Raw genomic sequence first — 17,546 nt, 5'->3', positions numbered from 1 at the left:
AAATATCAGCTGCAAATTTTTTCACCCCCTCGGTAAGCGCCTACATCAAGTGTCGGGCAAAAAATTGCCTGACCAATCAAAGGTTCACGGTTATCCGTTCAATTTATTACGATTTGGTGACGGTATATTGACGAATTTTTAACTAAGGGAATGACAGGCCTCACATTGATAATCGCCGGCGTTTTGTACAATTTAACAAATGCGACGGATTATTGGTGGAGAAGTGATATGAAACGCGTCATTAAAGTGTCGAAGGCATGGATCGCCGCGTTTTCTATGGGAGTTTTGCTTGCTGGGTGTGGTGGCGGTTCTGATTCCGGTAGCCCAGGAACTGTCGGCTCAAACACTGAGACCGTTTATCCAGAGGCCGAAAATGCGGCGGTGCTGAGCTGGAGCGCTCCCGAAAGTCGCGTTAATGGCGATAGAATCCCAATGGGCGAGTTGAACAAGTACATTATTCAGTACGGAAAAGATGCCGAGAAACTGGACCATAAGGTTGTTGTGGAAGGCGCCCAGGATTATGCCCAGATGACTCACAAAGTGGATAATCTGGATGCTGGTGTCTGGTACTTCACGATACTGGTTGAGGATAGCAATGGCTTGTTGAGCGCACCTTCAGCAATTGTTAACAAGGAAATCAAATCCTGAAGAAAGGGCGCGGCCGGCCTGCTGATTATAAGTGCGGGTTCGCAGGGTTTATGACAAGGGGTCGGCAATGGGGAGTTTAAGCGTAAACGATGAGCCTTCCCCGGGGCTGGATACAACGTATATCTCGCCACGGTGCTTTTCTACCACGGTTTTTACAAACGAAAGCCCCAGGCCGGTTCCGTGAATACCTGCCAGTTCGCTGCTTTTTTGGCGCCGATAGCGGTCAAACAGATAAGGCAGTTCGTCAGGATCGATACCAGCGCCTTCGTCAGTAATGGTCAGGCATGCTTCATGCCCGGCTCGAAACACTTGAAGACTCACCGCCGAGCCAGTTGGGCTGTATTGCACCGCGTTGGTTAGCAGGTTGATCACGGCCCTCTCAAGCAGTTCTGCGTTACCTCTTAACCATAAATCTTCAGTCCCTTGGAGTTGCAGTGAAATTCGTTTCTCTACGGCCTGCTCACTGACGCTGTCACGGGCATTTTCAACAATGGCCAAAAACTCGCATTCATAAAAGCGGGTCTCGGTCAGCTGCTCGGCCCGTGCCAGCTGCACAAACTCTTCCGCCAAATGGTAGCTTCGTCTTGCCAGGCGCCCCAATTGCTCCAGTTGGCTCTGGTCGACATGAGTCGGGTCGCGCTTCAGTTGCTCGATAAGTGCCAGCTGCGACACCAGGGGTGAGCGTACATCGTGGGATATAAAGTCGATGGCTTCGCGATGTTGGCGCTGCTGTTCCCGCAGTTCGGATATGTCAGAAATGTTCGCAATGATGCCGTATTGCACGCTGTCGGGAAGAGCAAAGGGAGCGAAATGGATCAGGAAGTCTTTCTCACGGATTTTGAGTTCCACGGTCCGGCTTTGCAGAAGCGTGAGCGTTTCAGAAACGGTTTCATGCCAGGGTGGTGTTTCCCGCGGGTCGTGCCCTTCAAGAAGTCGCGTCAATGGTAAGCCGCCCAGGCTTGGCATGGGCTCTCCGAACCACTCCTCAATGTGGCCGTTGGCAAACCGGATGATGCCGAGCTCGTCAGTAACGATAATGCCATCAGGCATGCGTTCAAAGCTGCGGCGGATAAATTCCTGAATGTGGTTCAGGCGCTCAGTCGCAACTTTAACGCGCTCAATGCGCGCTGAAATATTTTCACTGGGTTTTGGGTTTTTTGCAGCGTGTGCAGTATCTGAAAGCTTGAGGCGGCGTAAATAGCGCTGTATCGCCTCCCGGCTGAGGTCGTTGGGGAGCGTAAATCCCAATGTGTAGCTGTCGCTTCCACGGTAGAACCGAATCCAGCTTTGATTGCCGCTGTGGTGCCAGAGCCCCGGTTCCAGATTGCCGGGAATATCAGCCAGATTCAGGTTTCGTATGGAGAGAATGTTCTGCGCTTCCACCAGTAACCAGCCCTGGGGCTGAAACAGCGCCTGGAAGTGTTCAAGAAGCTGGGTTGCCGGGCGCTTTGATGGCTCCGGTAAGGCGACTCTGGGGCTGCGCACCAGTTCATCGAGTTGCCGGTTCAGAAACTGGTTGGCCATGGCCAGGCGTAGACCGCTGGATATGGGAAACGCAAGCAGGGGAATGATCAACGCGTGAGCAACCGAAAGCCTGATCTGGAATACACTCACCATAACCAGATACATTCCAACAATTGCTCCGCTGGTCATGAGGCATGCCAGCAAGGTGCGTGCAGGGCGTATTCGCGGCAACAGCAAGGCCAAGGTTACAAGGGTGATCATTGCCAGAGCAATGCCAACCCATTTGGGAGTTGTCCTGATGAGCAGTTGCTGATTGATTGCGGAAAGTGTGTTTGCATGAAACTCCACTCCCGACATCGGCTGGCTGAGACCGGAGAAAGGCGTGGGTAATATATCTCCCAGGCCCGCTGCCGTGGCCCCAACAAAGACCGTTTTGCCACCGAATGTGTCCGGTGCGGGAGGGCTGCCAAGTACGTCGCTGTAGGAGTAGGTAGGTAAGGTGCCGGCTCCACCTGCAAGCGGAACTATCCGATAGTCGTCCCTAACGTTTACAAAGGCAGGCAGCCCTTGTGTGGCAGGTTTTCGGGGGCCGACACCTGATGCTGCAAGTGCAAGGCTGGGCCAGAGTTGTCGCCCCATGCCATTAAACAGATATAGCCCTCTGGCGATGCCGTCATGGTCCAGTTCAACATGTGCATGGCCAAGGCTGGCCGCTGCAGAGATAAGGTCGCCAGGAGGAAGCTGTTCGCTGAGTAAAAGGCGAGAGCTCGAGGGTGCCAGATGAATGGGCAGTATTACTTTGCCATGGTCCTGCATGGCACTGCTTAGGTCCCCATCGTCTGGAGAAGGCTCTATGAACAATATGTCGAACACAATGGTGCTTGCGCCGGCTTGGTGCAGCTTCCTGATAAGATCGGCGTGGGTTTGTCTTGGCCAGGGCCAGCGGCCTTCTTGGGCGAGGCTGTGGTCGTCAATGGCGACAATGGCTATGTCGGGAGAAACAAAAGCAGGGCTGGCAAGCAGGGCAGAGTCCAGGAGCCAGTAATCAATACGTTGGGGCAACTCCGTTGTTTCGGCGAGCAAAAACAGGAGCAGGAGTGACAGACCGAGCGTCCATGGAGTCGTCTTAATTGGCAACCAATCCCGGTTCATGAGTCCTGCTTTGCGCGTTAAGTGTTCGAAGTTATTCCAGGTACAGTTCCCTCCCTGGTCCCCAGCGGCTCTGCAATGGGCCGTCAGAAAGTGCTTTCAGGCGCACAAAATACCGCCTTCCGGGAATAAGACGCAAGGCCGCTGTGGTGTCTGGTAGTGTAGCTTCTTTAATTATGTCGTTAAAACCGGGCTCTTCTGCCAGTTGTAACCGGTAATTCGACGCCGTATCCACCTTTTCCCAGAACACACGAACCTGGCTGTCGATGTAGTTGATGCTGATGATTCGCACCGGCGGGAGGGTGCCATTTACAATCAGTTTTCTCGGCTGGGTGGTTGCTACCGAGTTCCCGCCGGCTTCTGTTACTACGCGCCAATAATATTGACCTGGGCTCAAGGGGCGGGAGGGCAGGGCCGTTGTCCCCGGAGCCCATTCACTGGTTGCAATCAGGTTGCGGAAAGTATCGTCTTCAGCGATTTCAACCCGGGCCACTTCGTTTTCACCTTTAAGTACCCAGCGAAACTCCGGCATGTCGTCGTTCACGCTGCCACCGTTTTCGGGCGTAAGCAGGCTGGCTGTGCGAGCTTGCAGGTCAACCTCTATGGGTAGGATACCGGGCATTCCTGTCATGCCTTGCGGGTCGAGTGCCGCCAAATGCACAACATACTGCCCGTTATCCAGGCGGCTGATATCGAAACGGTTCCCGTCTACTTCACGGCTTTCAACCCAGCGCCCGCTTTCTGTTTCAAAGATATCAAGGCGATACTTGGCTGATTGGGCTGATTTCCAGGTCATCTCTGCCGGAAGTTGCCTGAGCACCGGTGGTAGTGAGTTGATTTCGGGAGCGGCTGGCATCTTCCGTATGTTCAGTTTGCTGCTGCTATAGCTGGCAACTGTGGCACTGTAGCCTGCAGGAATCTGGTGGGTCCGGTTTGGGGCCCCAAACTCAACAACGCCCTCGGTTACCTGCAAACGGGTGCCTTCAGGCCCGGTTTGCAGAGAAAATGCTGTGCCACGCACGGCGGCGACAGCAGAAGGCGTTTCGATCTCAAAGCGGGCGCCACCTTCAATTACTGGCTTTACTCGAGTGTGCACTTCTCCCCGGTTCAATCTCAGCCGTGTATCAACCATGCCTGATTTCCCATACTGGGTTAGCCGGTTGAAGATCAGTCTTGAATTTGGAGATATGCGCACTTCTGAGCCATCTGCTAATGCAATGGTTGCGGCGCCAGCGGCAGAAAGCACTTCATCGCCTACCCGTATAAGTGCGTCTTTTGCCAGAGGCTTTTTACGCCCGTCAATGCCGGATATCAGCTGAACGCTGCCAGAAACCGAGGTGACACGTGCGGGGTCGGGTTGTCTTTTGAGCCAGGATAAGGGAATGCGAATGCGGTCGCCTTCTCCCAGCATGGCGGCGTTTTCGATAGCGTTGTATTGCAGCAGTCGACCAGCACTATAGCTTTTAATCAGAAGATCGCTGGCTACTTCGGTAAAACTCTCGCCCGCTTTCAGAGTATAAACCCACTCAGGCGCAGTTTGGCTGGAGGCGTTCGTGATGGTTGTTGCCGAACCGCGTGTAAGTGAAAGTTCTGCGCTCACAGGTGCGCCCAATGCCAGCAAAGCCAGCATCAGGAATACTTTAGTGAGAAAGGGCACAGGGTTTTCAATCATTCTTCAGTGGTAGCCTCGGCTTTCATGGCTTCAAGGCGATAACCGCGCTGGTAAATTGTTTTGATGCGGAACCCGTTTTCCGGATTCAAGCCCAACCGCCGCCGCAAGCGGCTCATGTGAGTGTCTACCGTTCGCGTATTGATGTCGCGCGCCAAGCCCCAAACCCGCTCCAGAAGGACTTCACGGGTGAGCAGGCGGCCCTGATTCTGAAACAGGAATAAGGTCAGATCGAAATCTTTGTCGGTCAGGGTCAGCTCTTCACCGTGAAGGGCTATGGTTCTGTGTTGCGTGTTGACTTCAAAAGGCCCGTATACCAGGACTTCCTTTTCGCTGTCTGGATTGGCGCGGCGTGCCAAGGCGTTAATGCGTGCCACCAATTCCGCTGCCCGTGCGGGCTTTGCAATAAAGTCGTCTGCGCCAGCGTCCAGGGCTTCAACGATATCGGCTTCACTGTCGCGCTGAGTGAGAAACACTACGGGAATTGGCCAGTTAATCTGTGCTCTTATGCTTTTGAGCACATCAATGCCGGTCATGTCGGGAATCTGCCAGTCCAGAATCATCAGGTCATAGCTGCGGTGCAGTGCCGCGCTGATGAAGCTTTGGCCTGTAGGAAAGCTGTCGCAGTCGTGCCCATACTCCGACAAAATGGACTGTATGTGCTGCGCCTGTTCTTGTTGATCTTCAAGCAGAGCGATGCGCATTACGCTTCTCCCGGGATAAGTGGTGTTGTATCAGTCGATTATCACAAATTGGAGCACTGTATTCAGTGTCGTTATGTAGCCTTGCGTAAAGGAAATGCAGGCTTTCCGTTTTCGTCGTCCACTGTTTGTCGGCAGGCAGGAAAATTACTGCAGCCCCAGAACCAGCCTTTTTTACCTTTCCGTCTGACCAAGGGGGAAAAACAGTGGGGGCAGGGTACAGGCTTTTGCCCGGTACCGTCCTGGGGCGTTGCATCTTCAATCGGGCGCGTGCCACGGCAGTCGGGGTATCGAGTGCAGGCAAAGAAGCGACCGAATTTGCCGTCTCTCTCGGTCATTGGTGTACGGCACTTTGGGCAGTTTGGCGCCAGGGTTTCAGGGCCTGCACCTGGCGTGTCCGCCTTGGTGCCAATGAAGAGGCGAATTTCAGTCTTCAGTGTGTCCAGAAATTTACGAGGGTCGTCTTCACCCCTGCGAATACTCTCGAGCGTCGCCTCCCAGACGGCGGTTCTGTCTGGCTTGCTGACCGATTCCGGCAGTGCACTGATCAGCGTTTTGCCTTTGTCGGTGGCGCGAATATGGCGGCTGTCCCGGTACAGGTAGTCCCGTTTGAACAGGGTGTCGATTATGTTCGCCCGGGTTGCCTCCGTACCCAGTCCGTCAGTTTCTCGCAGGGTTTTGCGGAGTTCCGGGTCGGTTACAAATCGGGCAATGTTGGTCATCGCCGAGAGCAGCGTTGCATCGGTAAAGTGCTGGGGTGGCTTGGTTTTGCGCTGGATTACGGTGCTGTCTTCGCAGAAAACGGGTTCGCCTTTGCTCAGGCGTGGCAGCGGTGCTTTATCTGATTCTTTTTTATTGTCCCGGAGTTTTAGCTCCAGTACTTTCCAGCCGGGTTCGAGCACGGCGGTTTCTGAGGCGCGGAATCGGTGCTCGGTAATTCGCACGGTCAGTTGGCCTTCGCGGTGTATGGCATCGGCAAAAAACTGCATCAGATAATAGCGGCTGATCAAGCCGTATACCTTCTGTTCAGTGTCACTGAGCTTTCCGTTGGGCGCGGTTCTGCTGGTGGGAATGATGGCGTGGTGGGCATCCACTTTTTTGTCGTTCCACGCGGCTGTTCTGCGGCTGAAGTCTGCTTTGCTGCAGGCATCGGCAAGGTCGGGGGAGACTCGGGCAATGACACCGGTGACTTGCTCACGCTGGGCAAAATGGCCTTCTGGCAGGTAACGGGAGTCTGATCGGGGGTAGGTGATCAGTTGGTGGCGCTCGTAAAGATTCTGCGCTGTGTCCAGTACGTCCTTTGCTCCCATGCGGAACAGGCGACCCGCCTCAATTTGCAGAGCCGAGAGAGATAAGGGTAAGGGTGGCGCTTCCGAGCGGTCGCGAAAGCGGGATTCCAACACTGTACCGGGCCGGTTGTGAATGCTGGCTGCAATCTGCTCAGCGGTGGCGCGATCCAACAGGCGGTTTTCTTCGTCAAGATGATCCTGAAACTGTTCGTCCGGCAGCCATTTTGCGGTGAACGGCTGTTGGTCTGCCTCCTCTTCTTGAGCTTTGAATCGTGCCTCAATGGGGAAGTAGGGCTTGGGTTCGAAGTTCTCGATGGTGTTATCGCGCTCCACCACCAGGCCCAGCACCGGAGTTTGTACACGGCCGACGGAGTAGACGCCCTTCTGGCCCTGCTGTTGGTAGTTCAGCGTATAAAACCGGGTCAGGTTGATGCCGTAGAGCCAGTCGGCCCGCTGTCGGGCTAACGCCGAGTGGGACAGCCTGCGAAATTCCAGATTGTCTCTGGGTTGCTGTATGGCCTTGGCGACTGCTGCAGGCGTCAGATCGTTGATGAGTATGCGTTTTACGGGTGCTTGGGTCCCGAAGTAGCGTATTACTTCATCAACCAGCAGTTGGCCTTCTCTGTCTGGGTCTCCGGCATGGACGATGGTCTTTGCTTGCCGAATGAGGGATTCCAGTGCGTTGAGTTGATGGCGCACGCTGTCTTTCGGGGTTAGCTGCCATTTGTCCGGGAACATGGGGAGATCGTGCTGACGCCATGTTTTCCACGCCGGGTTGTAGCTGGCCGGCTCGGCGGGTTCCAACAGGTGGCCAATGCACCAGCTTACGGTCGCAGCTTCACTGCCGTTGCCACAGCGGATCCAGCCCTGGCCTTTTTGGTAGGGGCCGGGGAGGGCGGCGGCAATGGCTCTGCCAAGGCTGGGTTTTTCGGCGATGTACAGGAGCATGTTTGGGTATGGTTTTGTCTGGATTTGGAGTGGTGGGGAATGTGGCTGTTTGGTTGTTGGGTGTCAAGGTTCGGGGGCTGCTTGTTCTGTAGTAGACTGTTTGCTCTGGAGGTGGCGGCTGCGGGCGTCGGCTTCCCAAAAGACGCCGTGAACCCATCCATGGGGGCTTGGTGTTGCCATCCCTGGCAACACACACTTTTGGGAAGCCGACGCCCACAGCCGCTTCAGGCTCAGAGATATCGCCACTACATACAGAGCGAACTGTGGAGTTAAAAAGTAATGAAAATGCAGAATGCAATTGAAGCCAAGTTGAATGAGGCGTTCAACGCCAGCATTCTTCAGGTGGAGAACGAGAGTCACAAGCACAGCGTGCCGCCTAATTCGGAGACGCACTTCAAGGTGACCATGGTGTCGCCGGCCTTTGCGGGGCAGATGAAGGTTAAACGGCATCAGGCTATTTATCAGGTGCTTTCTGAGGAGTTGGAGATGGCCGGTGGCGTGCATGCATTGGCGTTGCATCTATACTCTCCTGAGGAGTGGGAGGCAACGGGTCAGGTTGCACCCACGTCACCGAATTGTATGGGTGGTTCCAAGTCTGATGCTTAATCGGCGGCTTCAGATGGCTAAAAAACACAGCGGAGGGCTTTTATGAGTCAGTTTTTTCAGATTCATCCGGAAAACCCGCAAAAGCGGTTGATCAAGCAAGCGGTTGAGATTCTTCGCGCTGGTGGCGTAATTGTGTACCCCACCGACTCCGGGTATGCCCTTGGGTGCCATTTGGGTGAGAAACCGGCAGCAGACAAGATAAAGCGCATTCGAAAGCTGGATGATAAGCATAACTTCACATTAGTGTGCCGGGATCTGTCGGATATCGGTGTGTATGCCAAGGTGGATAATACCCAGTACAGGTTGCTGAAAACCTTCACGCCCGGTCCTTATACCTTTATTTTGGATGCAACGAGTGAGGTGCCAAGGCGCCTGCTGAACCCGAAGCGTCGCACAATTGGTGTGCGGGTTCCTGATAATGCGATTGTCCGGGATCTGTTGGGTGAGCTTGGCGAGCCTATTATGAGCAGCACGCTGATTTTACCGGGTGAGACTGACCCCATGACGGACCCCTACGACATACGGGATACGCTACAGCATGAGCTTGATTTGATTATTGATGGCGGCTTCTGTGGCATGGAGCCAACCACCGTGGTGAACTTTACCGGTGAAGTGCCGGAGGTTACCCGGGTGGGCAAGGGCGATCCGGCACCGTTTGAACAGTAGGGCCTAGGCTCGGGTGTTCAGGTTGAAGGCGTAAGCGCCCCGGTTGGCTGCAACGTTAAATTGGTCAGTCGGAGCGGAGCGGCGCAGGGTGTCGTAGCGGTGTACGAGATCCTGCAAGCCGTTGAATTGCTGGTTTTCGCTGATCAGCGTATCTAGCAGTGAATTATTAACCCCATAGGCTTGGCTGAGTTTCAGGGCGTTGTCCATGAAGTGCAGAGTTGGCTCGTTCACGCTCAGCCGGCTAAAGGCATCCGCAAAGTTTTTGTTAACATTCAAATCCTTCTCGATTCGACTTCGGGTTTCTTCTGCCAGGTTGCCGCCCACCTCAATCCTACCGCTGTCGTTTTTGTTGACGCTTATCGATAGGGATGGGTTCAGGTTATATTCGGCAAGTTTGTGCCGCAGCGTCTCCCTGATGAAGGCAAGATCCTGCCCTACGGTTTGCTTGTAATCCGATAGGGGCAGCTTCCGGGATTTAGGCCTGCCGGCATCAGTCAAAAGCTCTCCCGATGGTGTAAAACGGTCATCCCCCGGCCCTGAGGGTTGCAATGTCTCAGCACTGGCTGTGCCTTTGGCCTTTTGTTCATCGGCCCCGTTTGCAACAGGGCGCTTCTCCAGAGTTTGCTGAAAGCGGGTGCTTGCCTGGATAAGAGATGTCAGCAGTGACATGGCGTGCATTCCTCCACTGGCTCGCACAAGCGCGCCAGAAATTTATCGTCTGTCTCCTGGTGTATGCACATTCCGGGCCAGCCACTGAAAATACGTGCTTCTGATCTGAGTCAGTAAATATTTGACGCATGTCTATAAAGTTAACCGTCCTTTTGCCGTCAACCACATAGAATGTTTGAAAGAGCCAGGTAAAGTCTGGTGTTCATTGTTCTTTTGACCGAGTCGCTATGAAAAACCAATATTCCATTCGTTTTCTGCTGCTCGCTGCCCTGGCAGCTGCGTTTTCACTCATCCTGGTTTTTACCGTGCTCCATAGTGCCAGTTCCCAGCGCGACCACATGGAAGAGTTCAGTCACAAATACGTGGATGGCCTTGCCAAGTCCTATTTTGACGGACTGAACACCATGATGGTGACTGGTACCATCAGCAACCGTGATGTGCTTCGGGACAAGGTGATGGCGCCTGCGGATGTGCTGGATGTGAGGGTGATTCGTAGCGATCAGCTGAACCAGATGTTTGGCACCGGTACCCAGGCAGAGCAGAAACGTGATGCAGACGATAGAAAAGCACTGGACGGCCAGAGAATTGAGCGTTACTCAAGCAATGAAAATGGGCGTGTTTACACGTTAATTGACCCGGTTATTGCTCAATCAGACTATCAGGGTGTGGATTGCCTGGGTTGCCATCAAGCCCAGGAAGGGGATGTGCTGGGTGCGATTCGAGTGGATTATTCTCTCGCTGAAAGCGACGCCAGCTTGCACCAGCAATTGCTTACCAGTGGCGGTATTCAGATCGCCATCTTTGTTGCAGTATTCTTCCTGACCGGGCTGGTTTTGAATCGGCTGGTGTTCTCCCGTTTACGTCGGCTCCAGGTGAGTATGGATGAGATTTCCGGAAACTCTGATCTCACGATTGAGCTGGATGTATCGCGCAATGATGAAATTGGGACTGTTTCCCTTGCGTTTAATCGCATGATGGCAAAAATCCGTGAAAGTATGCACACGGTGATGGATAACGCCGAGCAGGTTGAGCGGGCGGCCCGTAGCATTGCGGAAAAGGCCCAAACTACTGGCCGCGAAGTCACGGCTCAAAAAGACAATACAGACCAGGTTGCCAGCGCAACCACTGAAATGGCCGCATCGGCTGTTCAAGTGCGGGAGAATGCCAACCACACAGCTCGAAAGTCGGCGGAAACAGCTGAATCTGCCAATAGCGGTGAACAACTTGCGCGCACAGCAGTAGAGGGTATTGAAACGCTCAACACGGAAGTACAGAGTGGCGCTAAACGAATAGAGGACTTGAACGAACGTACCAGTCAGATGGCGAAGATGTTGGAAGAAATCTCTAATATTGCGGAACAAACCAATCTGCTGGCGCTGAACGCTGCTATTGAGGCTGCCAGAGCGGGTGAGCAGGGGCGTGGGTTCTCAGTGGTTGCAGATGAGGTTCGAGCGCTCGCATCACGCACTCAGGTATCTACAGAGGAAATCCGCAAAACCATAAACTCTCTTCAAAGTGAAGTAACCGAATGTGTGGCTACCATGCGCCATGCCTCTGATATGGCAGGGCATGAGGTAGAAGCCATCCTGAAAGTAGAAACCGAGTTGCAAACCATTGCGTCGGCCGTTCGTGAAATCACTTCACTTAACCAGGAAATGGAAAGCGCAGCGAACGAACAGAGCGATGTGTCTGAAATTATCAATCAGAACGTGATTGAAATCAGCCGCTCGGCCGAGCAGACAGCAACAGATGCTCAGGAAACGGCTGGTATTGCAGGTGATTTGCTGGTGATGGCGGAAGCGCTTAGAGAAACTATTGAGCAGTTCCGATTAATCAGAAAGGACAACTAGCGGGGCGGGCTACTTAAACCGCCCCCGCCATGCGATTAGCCCTCTCGGGTAACACCAATGATCTTGAGATGGATGTTGTTACGGCCACGGATTGGCCACTCGATAGAATCACCCACAGCAAGTCCAAGTAGTGCCGAGCCAGCTGGTGCCAGAATAGAAATCTTGCCTTCTCCAGTGCCCACTTCGTGAGGGTAGACCAAAGTCAGCTCCTGCTCCTGGCCGGTATCTGCATTCTGAAAGCGCACTTTTGAATTCATGGTCACTACGTGCGCTGGCATTTCTGCAAGCGGCACAAGCGTGGCGCGGCTCAGCTCATCATCCAGACCTTCTGCCACATCGGAATCACCCTGTTTTTCGATCAGGGTAGTCAAACGGTTGAAATCTTCTTCAGCAACCAAAACTGCCGGCATATCAGCCATAGTTATCTCCAAAAAATATAATTAGTAATTCAAAATTTCAGGATTCAGGCGCCGAACCCGGCGTTTTTAAAGCGGATTCAGCGAGAAAAGAGAAAAGCGGGCAACACACCAGCAGTGCCTGCCTGACGGCGGGCGCTTGAATGATAGAAAGGAATAAACGCTGAGAATAATGATCCCACAGGTTCACCTGGTGTGTTGTCTGGATAAATAAAGAAAAAGCGGGAACTTGGCCGCTTTGGTCAATTTATAAGCTTTTGTCGGGTTCCACAAGTGGGCTTGCAGAAAACGTAAGAAATAAAGCGCATAACGCCAGATTTGTTAGACTCACACCATAGATGATTCATCCAGAAACTGCACCAGGCAAGGAATCTACGCCCCATGTCCAAATTGTTTCCTTCTGTTGACCCCGATGGGCTACTGGAATACTCCGTGGTATTCAATGATCGCTCGCTAAACCACATGTCTGCGCCATTTCAGCAAATAATGCGGGATATTTCCTCCACTTTGCGGCACGTGTACAACGCCAAAGCAGCTGTAATTGTGCCCGGCGGTGGTAGTTTTGGTATGGAGGCCGTGGCTCGCCAGTTTGCGAATGATGAAGGCTGCCTGATAGTCCGCAATGGCTGGTTCAGCTACCGCTGGACGCAAATACTGGAAGCAGGCCGAATCACCGATCGCGTGACGGTGCTCTCCGCACGGGCTATTGACGATTCACCCCAGGCAGCATTTGCACCTGTACCCGCCGAGGAAGTTGCAGGGCGCATCAGGGCGGAAAAGCCAGCCGTTGTGTTTGTGCCTCACGTGGAAACCGCTGCCGGGATCGTGCTGCCAGACGACTATCTGAAAATCATTGGGGAGGCTGTAAAAGAGGTTAATGGCTTGTTCGTGTTGGATTGCGTAGCCTCCGGTGCCCTCTGGGTTGATACCACCGCCTGTGGCGTGGATGTACTTATTACTGCGCCGCAGAAAGGCTGGAGCGCTTCACCCTGCGCCGCCCTGATCACCTTGAGCGACCGTGCGATTGCGCGGATAGAAGAAACCACCAGCAGCAGTTTCGCCGGGGATCTACGCAAATGGTCGCAGATTATGCAGGCCTATGAATCCGGCAGCCACGCCTACCATGCCACCATGCCCACCGATACCCTGGCTATCCTTCGTGATGCCATGCTTGAAACGTTGAAAACCGGCCCAGACCTGTTGTTTCAGCGCCAGGAAGAATTGGGCCGCAAAGTGCGCAAGCTGTTTTATGGCGCTGGTTTCAAGAGTGTTGCCAGCCCGGGCTTTGAGTCGTCGAGCGTTGTGGTGTTGCACACCGACAATATTAATATCCATAACACTAGCCTGTTTCGTGGGCAGGGCTTGCAGACGGCAGCTGGCGTGCCGATGATGTGTGGTGAACCAGAGAGTTTCTGCACCTTCCGTATGGGCCTCTTTGGCTTGGAGAAGTTGAATAACGTGGATCGAACTGTGGAGAAGCTGAGAGTGGCTCTGAAGGCGATTCAGGGCTGAGATTGTGGTATCAATGTCCCGGTTTCAGGAGATAGTGATGGCGTTCCCCAAGTTTTTTGATGATGCACCCGTTATTTCTTTACGTGATCCGCTGGCAGATCTTCTGGGTGCTGCCGAAGGTGGCGTTATCGAGTATCGCTATGCAGATGTTGTAAGGCTGGCGGGGCATTCCTGTCCGACTGTTGCCGGTGCCTACCTCAGCGTTCGGGCTGCACTGAATGTGCTGTATCCAAACTCACTGCCCGAGCGCGGCGCAATTCGGGTACACATGCCCGCGCCAGAAACAGAAGGCACTATTGGCGTTGTCGCACAGGTAATAACAATGCTTACCGGTGCCACTGCCCAGGGTGGCTTTAAGGGCATAGGAGGCCGTTTTGCCCGTAATGGACTACTCAGTTTCGCCAAAAACAGTGGTGAGAATGATGGGGCTGTTCGTTTCGAGCGCATCGATACCGGCGCAGCAGTAACGGTAAAATTTGATGCCAATCAGATCCCCCCGCATGAATCCCAACGCGAGCGTATGTTGGCTGTTATGCACAACCGCGAGACACCTGAGCAGCAGGTGGAGTTTGCTCGCCTTTGGCAGAAACGTGTACGCAAAATGCTGCTTGAGCACGCCGACGACCCGGAACTGGTTCGTGTTCTGCCGTTGAGTGGTGCGAAGGTTTAGTGCTTCGACACTGACTAGTGTCAGGCGGGAACCCGGGCCTGCGGCAGTCAACGCCGCAGGCTTCCGGTGAGATCGTATTTTATTTCAAGTTTCCGAAGTCAGCATACGCTGCTGACTTTCCATAGGCTCAGATCACCGCGCAGACCATCCTGTGCCCTCGGCAGGACTAACATGTCTGCATAAATAATTGTCTTGTCTTAATGTTAAATTTATTGCTGCTGTATGCCCAGAATATACCCGTATAAATGTTTATGTAATTGGTAGTGCCTACGCCTTCTGCCTGAGCAGACGCTTCGATTCAAAACAATCATAGGTATATATCACCTGTGTGAACTGAGGCGCTGAAAGTGCGTACCCTCCCAATTCACGCAGGAATCTTCAATGCCCGAATAATGTCCCAACTGCCATTCTGGCCGTTGTTTTTGCTCTGACACACTGGCTGGTCGAAATGGCGGATGATGCCAGTGATTTATCTGGTACTGGCCGCCCACGCGCTGTTGTTGGCCCCGCTGAAATGGTGGCACCAACCCACCGGTTGGCTGATGGCGCTATTGATCGCAGGTGGTGCCGTGGAAAGCCTGCAGTCGCTGACCGGGCAAATCGGAAGCAGTCGCCGCTACAAGGGGTTGGTTCAGGCCGTGAAGCAGACATCAGCCAACATTACGGAAGTCGTCTGTGACATGGGCAAGCGGTGGCCCGGTCATCAGGCCGGACAATTCGCCCAACAAATATGGGTGGCTGGCGGCATAGGTATCACACCGTTTCTGGCGGCTCTGGAAAAGCGCCTGATCAATTCCAAACAAAAACATCCGGTTATCACACTTCATTACTGCACTGCCGGAGTTACAGGCGACCCAATGGTGACCCGTCTACGAGAGTTGATGGAGCAACTTCCGGAGATATCACTGCATATCCACGACAGTTTGCAGGGGCAGCGGTTGGCCGTGAATCAACTGCAAGTCCATGGCTCCAAGGTAGATGTCTGGTTTTGCGGGCCGCAGGGCCTCGCAGATGCCATGCGAAGCGGGCTTAAGCAACAGCCCATTTCATTACGTTTCCATCAGGAAAGTTTTGAGTTTCGTTAAAAGGGAAAGCGTATCTTTGCCGGGACTAACTCTGGCTTTGACATTTTCCTGATAAAACTCCCACAAACCTGTGACACAGGGTGGGTCATCATACCCACTCAATGTCAGGGCGACGTTTCAGTCGTCAATGTGGTGGTTATTGTCATGAGCACACTCCTATCGCGCCAACTTCAGGGATTTGTAGCGGCCGGCGGCCTTTCTACGTTGCTCCACTGGTTTGTAATGGCAGCATTGATCGCTGCCGGGCTTGAACCAGTGCTGGCAACCGTTAGCGGAAGCGTGTCTGGTGCGCTGCTAAATTACGGCCTCCAGCGGCGCCTGGCATTTCGCAATGCCGGCCCTCACAGGGTCACGTTGTGGCGCTATATCGTCTCCTGTCTTGGCGCCTGGTTCTGCAATCTCGCCTTCTTTTTTCTACTCAATAACGTATTGGGACTTCCCGTCACCTTGTCACAAATCGTGACCACAGGGCTTGTCGCTGCACTGAATTACATCGTCTACCAGAGGCTGGTTTTCCATGAACAAACGCGTTGAGTTCCCCGTCGTACCTTTGGATGACCCGTTTGGCAAGCCGCTGTTATCGCTGGTGGTGCCGCTGTACAACGAGCGCCCGATGCTGCCCCTTTTCTTTGAGCGGGTTCTACCGGTGCTTGCCACCCTGGACCTGCACTGGGAAATCGTGCTGATTGATGACGGCAGTGATGATGGCAGTGCCCAATACATCCGCAGCGTTATTGACCGAACGTCCGGCGTCCGACTGGTCAAACTGAGTCGTAATTTCGGCAAAGAGGCTGCAATGACTGCAGGACTGGAGCACGCCAACGGCGATGCGGTGATTGTGTTGGATGCAGACCTGCAAGATCCGCCTGAGCAAATTCCGGCCATGGTCGAAAGCTGGCAGTCGGGTGTTGACGTTGTTCTGATGCAGCGGCGCTCACGGGCTGGCGAAACCGCGTTCAAACGCTGGAGCGCGCATCTTTTCTACAGACTGCTGAACCGGACCAGCCGGACAAATATCCCGGTGGATACCGGTGACTTTCGGTTGATGAGCCGCAAAGCCGTTAATGCGCTGTTGGGTCTGAAAGAGCGCAACCGTTATATGAAAGGCTTATTTGCCTGGATTGGTATGCCGACCCAAGTCATCCAATACGATCGTGAACCCCGAGCGGCCGGCGAAACGAAATGGGATTACCCCGGGCTGGTCGGGTTAGCACTGGAAGGACTGACGTCGTTTTCTATATCGCCCTTGCGCTGGGCCACTTTGATCGGGCTAATTGCCGCCAGCATGGGTGCGGTATTCGGGGCGTGGATTGTGGTCAAGGCATTGATGCTGGGTGATGCTACCAGCGGTTACCCCTCGCTGGTGGCCATCATCAGCTTTCTCGGCGGTATTCAGCTTATGAGTGTGGGCATTGTGGGCGAATACGTCGGCAAGACTTACATGGAATCAAAGCAGCGCCCGGTGTACCTGACAGATGAGGTGATCGAAAACCTGAGTGGTACACGCCAACAGGCGCATCGTAAAACAACGAGGGTGCGACATGTCAAAGCGGTTTAATGTTTGGCTGCTGATCCTGGTTGCTGTGCTGGTTAGTCGCTTTATAGGCATGGCACTTTTCCCTTTTGCCGATACCACCGAGCCGCGTTACGCGGAAATTGCCCGCCTGATGGCGGAAACCGGTGACTGGATTACGCCGTGGTTCGAGCCCGGCGTACCTTTTTGGGGTAAACCGCCCTTGTCGTTCTGGACGCAGGCGGCGGCCATCAAGGTTTTTGGTGTTTCGGAGTTTTCGCTGAGGTTTCCGGCCTGGCTGGCAACGGTCGCTATGGTGTGGCTTGTTTGGCGACTGGCGCGGCAAATCTGGAGTGTGCAGGTTGCTCAATGGAGTTGCCTGGTTTTCGCAACCATGGCGCTCACTTACATCAGTGCTGGCGCCGTTATGACAGATGCCTTCCTGGCATTGGGTACAACCCTTACTCTCGTCAGCTTCTGTTTGGTGATGGCAGGAGAGGGAGGTCTGTGGCGATGGATTTTCTTTCTTGGAATGGTGATCGGGCTCCTGTCCAAAGGGCCGTTGGCCATCGTTCTGATCGGAATTCCTATCGTACTTTGGTTATGCCTTTCGTGGCGGGAAGCGGCGAATAACCTGCAGCGACTGCCTTGGTGGCGAGGCATCCTGATGACGGCCGCTCTGGTCTGCCCC

At 53.9% G+C, this 17,546-nt stretch carries 16 protein-coding genes; 10 read left to right on the top strand and 6 right to left on the bottom strand.

Annotated features, from left to right (window positions below; translation table 11 throughout):
* Window positions 1-228: 228 nt before the first annotated feature.
* Window positions 229-648, top strand: a complete 420-nt coding sequence (locus tag RKA07_RS15545; RefSeq protein ID WP_227714789.1) for a fibronectin type III domain-containing protein — start codon at window positions 229-231, stop codon at window positions 646-648.
* Window positions 649-696: 48 nt separating this feature from the next.
* On the opposite strand, the gene RKA07_RS15540 is transcribed toward RKA07_RS15545, so the two are convergent.
* From RKA07_RS15540 to RKA07_RS15525, 4 genes are all read right to left on the bottom strand, one after another.
* Entirely contained in the window at window positions 697-3,264 is a 2,568-nt protein-coding gene (locus tag RKA07_RS15540; protein WP_310966764.1) for a CHASE2 domain-containing protein, read from the bottom strand.
* 31 nt (window positions 3,265-3,295) lie between these two features.
* Window positions 3,296-4,933, bottom strand: coding sequence for a FecR family protein (locus RKA07_RS15535; RefSeq protein ID WP_310966763.1), 1,638 nt, complete (start codon window positions 4,931-4,933; stop codon window positions 3,296-3,298).
* Window positions 4,930-5,634, bottom strand: coding sequence for a response regulator transcription factor (locus RKA07_RS15530; RefSeq protein WP_200203980.1), 705 nt, complete (start codon window positions 5,632-5,634; stop codon window positions 4,930-4,932). Before RKA07_RS15530 ends, RKA07_RS15535 begins: the two co-directional genes overlap by 4 nt.
* A 71-nt stretch (window positions 5,635-5,705) precedes the next feature.
* A complete protein-coding gene (locus RKA07_RS15525; RefSeq protein ID WP_310966762.1) occupies window positions 5,706-7,868 on the bottom strand; it encodes a DNA topoisomerase III in 2,163 nt (720 codons plus the stop codon).
* A gap of 279 nt (window positions 7,869-8,147) precedes the next feature.
* Here RKA07_RS15525 and RKA07_RS15520 point away from each other — a divergent pair, with 279 nt between their 5' ends.
* On the top strand, window positions 8,148-8,474 hold the full coding sequence (locus tag RKA07_RS15520; protein WP_310966761.1) for a BolA family protein: 327 nt from the start codon (window positions 8,148-8,150) through the stop codon (window positions 8,472-8,474).
* A 42-nt stretch (window positions 8,475-8,516) separates the two neighbouring features.
* Window positions 8,517-9,140 (top strand): L-threonylcarbamoyladenylate synthase, encoded by a 624-nt coding sequence (locus RKA07_RS15515; RefSeq protein WP_200203986.1) that lies wholly within the window; start codon window positions 8,517-8,519, stop codon window positions 9,138-9,140.
* 3 nt (window positions 9,141-9,143) lie between these two features.
* Here RKA07_RS15515 and RKA07_RS15510 read toward each other — a convergent pair whose 3' ends face one another.
* On the bottom strand, window positions 9,144-9,809 hold the full coding sequence (locus RKA07_RS15510; RefSeq protein ID WP_200203988.1) for a hypothetical protein: 666 nt from the start codon (window positions 9,807-9,809) through the stop codon (window positions 9,144-9,146).
* Between the two features lie 227 nt (window positions 9,810-10,036).
* On the opposite strand from RKA07_RS15510, the gene RKA07_RS15505 reads away from it, so the two are divergent.
* Window positions 10,037-11,659, top strand: a complete 1,623-nt coding sequence (locus RKA07_RS15505) for a methyl-accepting chemotaxis protein (RefSeq protein WP_310966760.1) — start codon at window positions 10,037-10,039, stop codon at window positions 11,657-11,659.
* A gap of 35 nt (window positions 11,660-11,694) precedes the next feature.
* On the opposite strand, the gene rnk is transcribed toward RKA07_RS15505, so the two are convergent.
* Window positions 11,695-12,078, bottom strand: coding sequence for a nucleoside diphosphate kinase regulator (gene rnk / locus RKA07_RS15500; protein WP_200203992.1), 384 nt, complete (start codon window positions 12,076-12,078; stop codon window positions 11,695-11,697).
* Window positions 12,079-12,456: 378 nt separating this feature from the next.
* Between rnk and RKA07_RS15495 the strand changes: the two genes are divergently transcribed.
* The 6 genes from RKA07_RS15495 to RKA07_RS15470 form a co-directional block, all read left to right on the top strand.
* The gene (locus tag RKA07_RS15495) at window positions 12,457-13,587 is read left to right on the top strand and encodes an aminotransferase class V-fold PLP-dependent enzyme (protein WP_310966759.1); all 1,131 of its coding nucleotides are present in this window, start codon (window positions 12,457-12,459) and stop codon (window positions 13,585-13,587) included.
* Window positions 13,588-13,624: 37 nt separating this feature from the next.
* On the top strand, window positions 13,625-14,257 hold the full coding sequence (locus RKA07_RS15490; RefSeq protein ID WP_200203996.1) for an FmdE family protein: 633 nt from the start codon (window positions 13,625-13,627) through the stop codon (window positions 14,255-14,257).
* 455 nt (window positions 14,258-14,712) lie between these two features.
* Window positions 14,713-15,342 carry a ferric reductase-like transmembrane domain-containing protein gene (locus RKA07_RS15485; RefSeq protein WP_310966758.1) on the top strand — a complete coding sequence of 210 codons (630 nt, stop codon included), beginning with the start codon at window positions 14,713-14,715 and terminating at the stop codon, window positions 15,340-15,342.
* 144 nt (window positions 15,343-15,486) lie between these two features.
* Window positions 15,487-15,876, top strand: coding sequence for a GtrA family protein (locus RKA07_RS15480; RefSeq protein ID WP_310966190.1), 390 nt, complete (start codon window positions 15,487-15,489; stop codon window positions 15,874-15,876).
* Window positions 15,860-16,900, top strand: a complete 1,041-nt coding sequence (locus RKA07_RS15475; protein WP_310966187.1) for a glycosyltransferase family 2 protein — start codon at window positions 15,860-15,862, stop codon at window positions 16,898-16,900. Before RKA07_RS15480 ends, RKA07_RS15475 begins: the two co-directional genes overlap by 17 nt.
* Window positions 16,884-17,546 (top strand): ArnT family glycosyltransferase (locus tag RKA07_RS15470; RefSeq protein WP_310966197.1); only part of this gene is annotated, 663 nt, incomplete at its 3' end. The genes RKA07_RS15475 and RKA07_RS15470, both read left to right, overlap by 17 nt.

Origin of the sequence: Marinobacter xiaoshiensis, assembly GCF_031631795.1 — a bacterium.
Taxonomy (GTDB): Bacteria; Pseudomonadota; Gammaproteobacteria; order Pseudomonadales; family Oleiphilaceae; genus Marinobacter; species Marinobacter xiaoshiensis.
The sequence above is the reverse complement of the archived record's forward strand: the minus strand, read 5'-3'. Positions and strand labels throughout refer to the sequence as shown.

Bases quoted from the DNA above. Each gene is read 5' to 3' on its own strand.
- RKA07_RS15545 (WP_227714789.1), top strand. From the start codon at position 229: ATGAAACGCGTCATTAAAGTGTCGAAGGCATGGATCGCCGCGTTTTCT.
- RKA07_RS15540 (WP_310966764.1), bottom strand. From the start codon at position 3,264: ATGAACCGGGATTGGTTGCCAATTAAGACGACTCCATGGACGCTCGGT.
- RKA07_RS15535 (WP_310966763.1), bottom strand. From the start codon at position 4,933: ATGATTGAAAACCCTGTGCCCTTTCTCACTAAAGTATTCCTGATGCTG.
- RKA07_RS15530 (WP_200203980.1), bottom strand. From the start codon at position 5,634: ATGCGCATCGCTCTGCTTGAAGATCAACAAGAACAGGCGCAGCACATA.
- RKA07_RS15525 (WP_310966762.1), bottom strand. From the start codon at position 7,868: ATGCTCCTGTACATCGCCGAAAAACCCAGCCTTGGCAGAGCCATTGCC.
- RKA07_RS15520 (WP_310966761.1), top strand. From the start codon at position 8,148: ATGAAAATGCAGAATGCAATTGAAGCCAAGTTGAATGAGGCGTTCAAC.
- RKA07_RS15515 (WP_200203986.1), top strand. From the start codon at position 8,517: ATGAGTCAGTTTTTTCAGATTCATCCGGAAAACCCGCAAAAGCGGTTG.
- RKA07_RS15510 (WP_200203988.1), bottom strand. From the start codon at position 9,809: ATGTCACTGCTGACATCTCTTATCCAGGCAAGCACCCGCTTTCAGCAA.
- RKA07_RS15505 (WP_310966760.1), top strand. From the start codon at position 10,037: ATGAAAAACCAATATTCCATTCGTTTTCTGCTGCTCGCTGCCCTGGCA.
- rnk (WP_200203992.1), bottom strand. From the start codon at position 12,078: ATGGCTGATATGCCGGCAGTTTTGGTTGCTGAAGAAGATTTCAACCGT.
- RKA07_RS15495 (WP_310966759.1), top strand. From the start codon at position 12,457: ATGTCCAAATTGTTTCCTTCTGTTGACCCCGATGGGCTACTGGAATAC.
- RKA07_RS15490 (WP_200203996.1), top strand. From the start codon at position 13,625: ATGGCGTTCCCCAAGTTTTTTGATGATGCACCCGTTATTTCTTTACGT.
- RKA07_RS15485 (WP_310966758.1), top strand. From the start codon at position 14,713: ATGATGCCAGTGATTTATCTGGTACTGGCCGCCCACGCGCTGTTGTTG.
- RKA07_RS15480 (WP_310966190.1), top strand. From the start codon at position 15,487: ATGAGCACACTCCTATCGCGCCAACTTCAGGGATTTGTAGCGGCCGGC.
- RKA07_RS15475 (WP_310966187.1), top strand. From the start codon at position 15,860: ATGAACAAACGCGTTGAGTTCCCCGTCGTACCTTTGGATGACCCGTTT.